The following is a 5,949-nucleotide window of genomic DNA, read 5'->3' as shown; positions in this document are numbered from 1 at the left end:
CCGCCTGGGCCGGCCAACGGCCGGCGCTACCAGGGATCAGATCCCCGGAAGCTCTGCCCTGGCCTGCTCCAGCAGCTGGCGGTCGGCCTTGGACAGCTGGCTTTCGTCCAGCAGGTCCGGCCGGCGCAGCCAGGTGCGCAGCAACGACTGCTGGCGACGCCAGCGGGCGATGGCGGCATGGTTGCCTGAGCGCAGCACGTCCGGGACGTTGCCCCATTCATGTTGCGCCGGCTGGCTGTAATGCGGGCAGTCCAGCAGCCCCTGCGGGCCCTCGAAACTGTCCTGGGCGGCCGATTCAGCGTCGTTCAGCGCGCCCTCCTGCAGACGGGTGACCGCATCGACGATCACCGCCGCGCCCAGCTCGCCGCCGGACAGCACGTAATCGCCCAGGGAAATCTCCTCGGTCACCTCGGCCGCCAGGAAGCGTTCGTCCACGCCCTCATAGCGACCGCACAGCAGGATCATGCGCGGCAGCGCGGCCAGTTCGCGCACCTTGGCCTGGGTGAGCGGCCTGCCCTGCGGGCTGAGGTAGATCACCGGCGCGGGTGCAGGATCGGCTGCTTTCGCCGCCGCGAGACATGCCCGCAGCGGTTCGATCAGCATCACCATGCCCGGGCCGCCGCCGAACGGACGGTCGTCCACCCGACGGTAATTGCCTTCAGCGTAGTCACGCGGATTCCAGCCATGAAGGTCGAGCAGGCCGCGCTCGGCCGCACGGCCGACCACGCCCAGCGCGGCCGACTGCGCCATGAATTCCGGGAACAGGGTGATGACGTCGATACGCATCGAACTAGAACTCCGGGTCCCAGTCGACCACGATCAGGTTGGCCTCGAAATCGACCGACTTGACGAAGTCCGGCTGCACGAACGGAATCATCCGCTCACGACTGCCCTGCACCACCGCCACGTCGTTGGCACCGGTGGAGAACAGATGCGACACGCGGCCCAGCTCGACGCCGTCCACGGTTTTCACCTGCAGGCCTTCCAGGTCGATCCAGTAGTACTCGTCCGGCTTCGGCGGCGGCAAGGCGCTGCGGGGCACGGAGATTTCGGTTCCGATCATCGACTCGACCACATCGCGGTCGGTCACGTCGGGAAACACCGCCACAATGTGCTTGCCGGACGCTTTGCCGCGCACGCCCTTGACGGTGCTCTCCTGGCCAGCGGGAGTCCGCAGCGTCCAGGGCTGATATTGGAAGATGGCGGTACGCGGCTCGGTCCAGGACTCGAGCTTGATCTCGCCTCGCACACCAAAAGCGCCGACAATCCTGCCCAGCAGGATCCGGCGCTCGGTATCTTTCATCTGCGTATGCCGACGGGCCGCGCCAGGCGCGGCCCTTCAGGATCAGGCCGCAGCGGCCTGGGCCTTGGTCGCTTCCTTGTACAGGTTGCGGACCTTGTCGGTCATCTGGGCGCCGTTGGCGACCCACTTGTCGACCAGCGGCAGGTCGAGCACGATGCGCTGCTCGGCACCCTGTGCCACCGGGTTGTAGTAACCGACGCGCTCGATGTTGCGGCCGTCACGGGCGCTGCGCGAGTCGGTCACGATGATGTGGTAGAACGGACGCTTCTTGGCGCCGCCGCGGGTCAGTCGAATCTTGACCATGGTGGTATTTCCTCTGTAGCCCAGTCGCCAGGATGGCGCGGTAAGCCGGCGATTATAGCGGGGGTGGCCGGCCCAAGCGGTGCCGGACACGTTCAACCCACCAACGGTTCCCACGGCGTCGCGATCAATACCTCCACCGCCCGCTGGCACAACGCCTCCGACCCCGCGAACCCGACCCCGTCAATCGCCGCCAGCGGCCATACCCCGGCCGCGTTGCAGGCCACCGCCGCATCAAATCCGCCCAGGTCCGCCAAGGTCACCGCCTCCAGCACCGGCACCCCGCCCCACCCGGCTTGCAGAAGCCTTTCCTGGGTACCCCGCAGCGCCTCGGCCTGCGGCCACACCACTTCATCGCCGCGGCCGAACAGCACGTTCCAGGTCGTGCCTTCGCTGACCCGGCCCTGTCCGTCCACGAACAGCGCGTCGTCGAAGCCCGCCTGCAACGCCAACCGACGGTGCTGGAACAACGCAAACGTGCCGACGTGCTTCAACTGCGGCATCTCACGCGCGTACGCCACGCTGCGCACCCGGCGCGGCGTCGCCGGCAGACTCACCGGCGCACTCACCGCCACCAGCACATCCACCGGCAGCACCTGCAGCGGCTGTCGGAAATCGAATCCGCGTGCAAACACCGTGACCCGCACCGAGGCATCAACCACGCCTTCAGCCTGCAATGCGGCCGCGATCCACGCCTGCACCTGGCTGCCGTCCAGCGTGCTGCCAAACAATTCGCTCGTGCCTTGGCGCAGGCGTCGCAGATGCAGATCCAGGCCCTGCACCGCACCGCCACGCACCTGCAATGAGGTGAAGTGCCCGTAGTTCACCAACGCGCCGGCGAGGTCATCCGCCGTTGCGGGTCTGCCATTGCAATAGTGCTTCATGCCAGCAGTGCCCGCGCGTCGCGCCACAGCGTGTGCAGCACCTCCACCGCCGGTCGCGCCGGTGCCATCCACGCCGACTGCCCGGCCCAGGCCTGCATCGCGTCAATGCGGTGCTCGCGGTTGGCCTGCGCGCGCATCGGTGCGGTGAGTCCACGCTGCACCGGATACGGCTGCGGGGGCGGCGCATCGGCCGCGGCGGCCGCACGCACATACGGCGTGGCCAGACCGCGCCCGAGCCTGCCGCTGAAGGCGCGCGTGGGCCAGGTGTCTTCCGGTTCGGCCTGTGCCAACGCCTGCGACCAGGCCGGGTCGATCGCACATTCGGGGGTGCGCAGGAAGGCCGTACCCACCTGCACGGCACTGGCTCCCAGCATCAGCGCGGCGGCCACGCCACGTCCGTCCGCAATACCGCCGGCAGCGATCACCGGCACCTGCAGCTGGTCGGCCAGGCGCGGCAGCAATGCGAACAGCCCCACCAGTTGGCGTTCGGCGGCGCCCGGATCGAACGCACCGCGATGACCGCCCGCTTCAAAACCCTGCGCCACCACCGCGTCAGCACCGGCCTGTTCGGCCGCGCGGGCTTCGGCCAGCGTGGTCGCGCAGGCAAACCAGGCAATGCCGGTGTCTTTCAGGCGCTGCACCTGGGCCGGTGAAAACACGCCCATGATGGTGGACGCCACGGCCGGACGCGCGGCGATCAACGCATCGAACTGCGCATCAAAATCGGCCGGTCCGGCATCACCCGCCGCCTCCCCCACTTCGGGGCCCCACTGCGCGAGGAAGGCGCGGGTCGCTGCTTCGGCCGCTGCATCGCGCACCGGCGTTGCATCGGGAATCCACACGTTCACCTGCGCCGGGCCCGCCGACTGCGCGCGGAAATCGGTCATCCAGGCCACGATGTCCTGCGGCTGCGACAGCACCGCGCCCATGGCCCCCATGCTGCCGGCACTGGCCAGCACCGCCGAAAGCGCCACAGGGCAGGCACCGGCCATCGGCGCGAGCAGGATCGGGCTCTGCAATGAAAAACGCCGACAGAAGCTGTCGGCGCGTTCAAGAATTCGCGGGTCGCTCATCGGTAACGCACCTGTGGGGTCAGATACCCCACAGCATACGCCGCCCGGCGTGGCCTCAACGGAACGGCAGACCGCCGCGGCCGCCCATGGCCCCCATCATGCCCTTCATGCTGCGCATCATGCCCTTCATGCCACCGCCGGCCATCTTGCTCATCATCTTTTCCATCTGCTGATACTGCTTCATCAGCTTGTTGACGTCGGCCGGGGTCAGGCCGGAGCCACGCGCGATGCGGGCACGGCGCGAGCCGTTGAGCAGGCCCGGGTTGCGGCGCTCCTTCTTGGTCATCGAATTGATGATGGCGATCATGCGCGGCACTTCCTTGCCCTGGCTGACCTGCTGCTTCAGATGCTCCGGGATCTGGCCCAGGCCCGGCAGCTTGTCCATCAGGCCGCCGATGCCGCCCATGTTCTGCATCTGCTCCAGCTGGTCGCGCATGTCGTTGAGGTCGAACTTCTTGCCCTTGGCGACCTTCTCGGCCAGCTTGGCTGCCTTGTCCTTGTCGACCTGCTGCTCGACCTGCTCCACCAGCGACAGCACGTCGCCCATGTCCAGGATGCGGCTGGCCATGCGGTCCGGGTGGAACACATCCAGGCCGTCCGGCTTTTCGCTGACACCGACGAACTTGATCGGCTTGCCGGTGATGTAACGCACGCTCAGCGCGGCACCACCACGGGCGTCACCGTCGGTCTTGGTCAGCACCACGCCGGTCAGCGGCAGCGCTTCACCGAAGGCCTTGGCGGTGTTGGCCGCATCCTGGCCGGTCATGGCGTCGACCACGAACAGGGTTTCGGCCGGGTTGATCGCGGCATGCAGCGCCTTGATCTCGACCATCATCGCTTCGTCGATGGCCAGGCGGCCGGCGGTATCTACCAGCAGCACGTCCACGAAGGACTTGCGGGCGTCGTCGATGGCCGCGCGCACGATGGCTTCCGGCTTCTGGTCGGCGCTGGACGGGAAGAACAGCACGCCGACCTGGTCAGCCAGGGTCTTGAGCTGCTCGATGGCGGCCGGACGGTACACGTCGGCGGACACCACCATCACCTTCTTCTTGCGCTTTTCCTTCAGGTGCTTGGCCAGCTTGCCCACGGTGGTGGTCTTGCCCGCACCCTGCAGGCCGGCCATCAGGATCACCGCCGGAGCCGGCACATTGAGGTTGAGGTCGCTGGCGGCCGCGCCCATGACCGCGGTGAGCTCGTCACGCACGATCTTGATCAGCGCCTGGCCCGGGGTCAGCGACTTCAGCACTTCCTGGCCAACGGCGCGCACCTTGATGCGTTCGACCAGCGCCTGCACCACCGGCAGCGCCACGTCGGCTTCCAGCAGCGCGATGCGGACTTCGCGGGTGGCCTCGCGGATGTTGTCCTCGGTAAGGCGGCCGCGGCCGCGCAGGCGCTCGATGGTGCCGGAAAGGCGCTGGGTCAGGGACTCGAACATGGATGCAACCTGTTCAGAACGAAAGACAGAGAGACAGACAGTATAGCGGGTCCACCGGGCCACCCCGTGCCGCGCGGGGTCAGGTATGCGAAACTGACACGATGACAATCGTTCTCATCGCGACCCTGCTGTACCTGACCGCCACCGCCCTGCTGGTGCGCGCGGTCGCCCGCGATGACGCGGCCACCTCGCCGACCTGGCTGTGGCCGGCGCTGCCGGCGATGCTGCTGCACGGCGGCTACCACGCGCTGGTGGCCATCCGCACCAGTGGCGGACCGGACATGCACTTCTTCGCCGCGCTGTCGCTGGTCGGCCTGGGCATGGCCTGGCTGACCTCGCTGGTCGGCGCGCGTGGGCGCATGGCCGCGCTGGGCGTGGTGGTGTTTCCGGTCGCTGCCGCCCTGCTCTGCGGTTACCACGCCTACGGTCATGAGCCGAGCAAGGCGCTGGGCTGGCAGCTGGCCACCCATGCCTGGCTGGCCCTGCTGGCCTACGCCACGCTGAGCATCGCTGCCTTGCTGGCGATCATGCTGTGGCTGCAGGAACGCGCCCTGCGCCGGCGCGATTTCCGCCCCTGGCTGCGCGCCCTGCCGCCGCTGGCCGACCTGGAGTCCCTGCTGTTCCGGGTGATTGCAGTGGGCTTTGCGCTGCTGACCCTGACCCTGGTAACCGGCGTGCTGTTCGTCGACGACCTGCTGGCGCAGAAGCTGGTGCACAAGACCGTGCTCAGCGTGCTGTCGTGGGTGGTGTTCGGGGTGCTGCTGATCGGTCGCCGCCGCTATGGCTGGCGCGGGGCGAAGGCCGTGCACTGGACGCTGACCGCGATGGTGCTGCTGGGGCTGGCGTTCTTTGGCAGCCGATTTGCGATTGAGTTGGTGTTCAACCGCGGCTGATGCGGCGTTGGGGGCCGCCCGGCGCGGCCCCCCCCCCCCGCCCCCCCGGAACCGCGGGGGG

The 5,949-nt window shown here is 68.2% G+C and carries 7 protein-coding genes; 1 reads left to right on the top strand and 6 read right to left on the bottom strand.

All coding sequences use genetic code 11. The annotated features are described in order from the left end of the window. Window positions 1-36: 36 nt before the first annotated feature. From trmD to ffh, 6 genes are all read right to left on the bottom strand, one after another. Window positions 37-786: a tRNA (guanosine(37)-N1)-methyltransferase TrmD gene (trmD, locus tag QMX83_RS19570; RefSeq protein WP_282298315.1), complete on the bottom strand. Its 750-nt coding sequence runs from the start codon at window positions 784-786 to the stop codon at window positions 37-39. Window positions 787-790: 4 nt separating this feature from the next. Next, window positions 791-1,303: a ribosome maturation factor RimM gene (rimM, locus tag QMX83_RS19565; protein ID WP_282298314.1), complete on the bottom strand. Its 513-nt coding sequence runs from the start codon at window positions 1,301-1,303 to the stop codon at window positions 791-793. A 42-nt stretch (window positions 1,304-1,345) separates the two neighbouring features. After that, window positions 1,346-1,606 carry a 30S ribosomal protein S16 gene (gene rpsP, locus QMX83_RS19560; RefSeq protein WP_125358382.1) on the bottom strand — a complete coding sequence of 87 codons (261 nt, stop codon included), beginning with the start codon at window positions 1,604-1,606 and terminating at the stop codon, window positions 1,346-1,348. Window positions 1,607-1,698: 92 nt separating this feature from the next. After that, window positions 1,699-2,487: an aminotransferase class IV family protein gene (locus QMX83_RS19555; RefSeq protein ID WP_282298313.1), complete on the bottom strand. Its 789-nt coding sequence runs from the start codon at window positions 2,485-2,487 to the stop codon at window positions 1,699-1,701. Continuing rightward, a complete protein-coding gene (locus tag QMX83_RS19550) occupies window positions 2,484-3,560 on the bottom strand; it encodes a nitronate monooxygenase (protein WP_282298312.1) in 1,077 nt (358 codons plus the stop codon). Before QMX83_RS19550 ends, QMX83_RS19555 begins: the two co-directional genes overlap by 4 nt. A 55-nt stretch (window positions 3,561-3,615) precedes the next feature. Beyond that, window positions 3,616-4,995, bottom strand: coding sequence for a signal recognition particle protein (gene ffh, locus QMX83_RS19545; protein ID WP_282298311.1), 1,380 nt, complete (start codon window positions 4,993-4,995; stop codon window positions 3,616-3,618). Between the two features lie 101 nt (window positions 4,996-5,096). Between ffh and ccsA the strand changes: the two genes are divergently transcribed. Continuing rightward, window positions 5,097-5,888, top strand: coding sequence for a cytochrome c biogenesis protein CcsA (gene ccsA / locus QMX83_RS19540; protein WP_282298310.1), 792 nt, complete (start codon window positions 5,097-5,099; stop codon window positions 5,886-5,888). Window positions 5,889-5,949 lie beyond the last annotated feature (61 nt).

The sequence above is a fragment of the Stenotrophomonas sp. PS02289 genome (genome assembly GCF_029960115.1).
Taxonomy (GTDB): domain Bacteria; phylum Pseudomonadota; class Gammaproteobacteria; order Xanthomonadales; family Xanthomonadaceae; genus Stenotrophomonas.
This window is presented reverse-complemented; position numbering and strand designations above follow the sequence as displayed.

Excerpts from the sequence above, each read along its gene's own strand:
- trmD (WP_282298315.1), bottom strand. The coding sequence starts at position 786 with ATGCGTATCGACGTCATCACCCTGTTCCCGGAATTCATGGCGCAGTCG.
- ccsA (WP_282298310.1), top strand. The coding sequence starts at position 5,097 with ATGACAATCGTTCTCATCGCGACCCTGCTGTACCTGACCGCCACCGCC.
- rpsP (WP_125358382.1), bottom strand. The coding sequence starts at position 1,606 with ATGGTCAAGATTCGACTGACCCGCGGCGGCGCCAAGAAGCGTCCGTTC.
- rimM (WP_282298314.1), bottom strand. The coding sequence starts at position 1,303 with ATGAAAGATACCGAGCGCCGGATCCTGCTGGGCAGGATTGTCGGCGCT.
- QMX83_RS19555 (WP_282298313.1), bottom strand. The coding sequence starts at position 2,487 with ATGAAGCACTATTGCAATGGCAGACCCGCAACGGCGGATGACCTCGCC.
- QMX83_RS19550 (WP_282298312.1), bottom strand. The coding sequence starts at position 3,560 with ATGAGCGACCCGCGAATTCTTGAACGCGCCGACAGCTTCTGTCGGCGT.
- ffh (WP_282298311.1), bottom strand. The coding sequence starts at position 4,995 with ATGTTCGAGTCCCTGACCCAGCGCCTTTCCGGCACCATCGAGCGCCTG.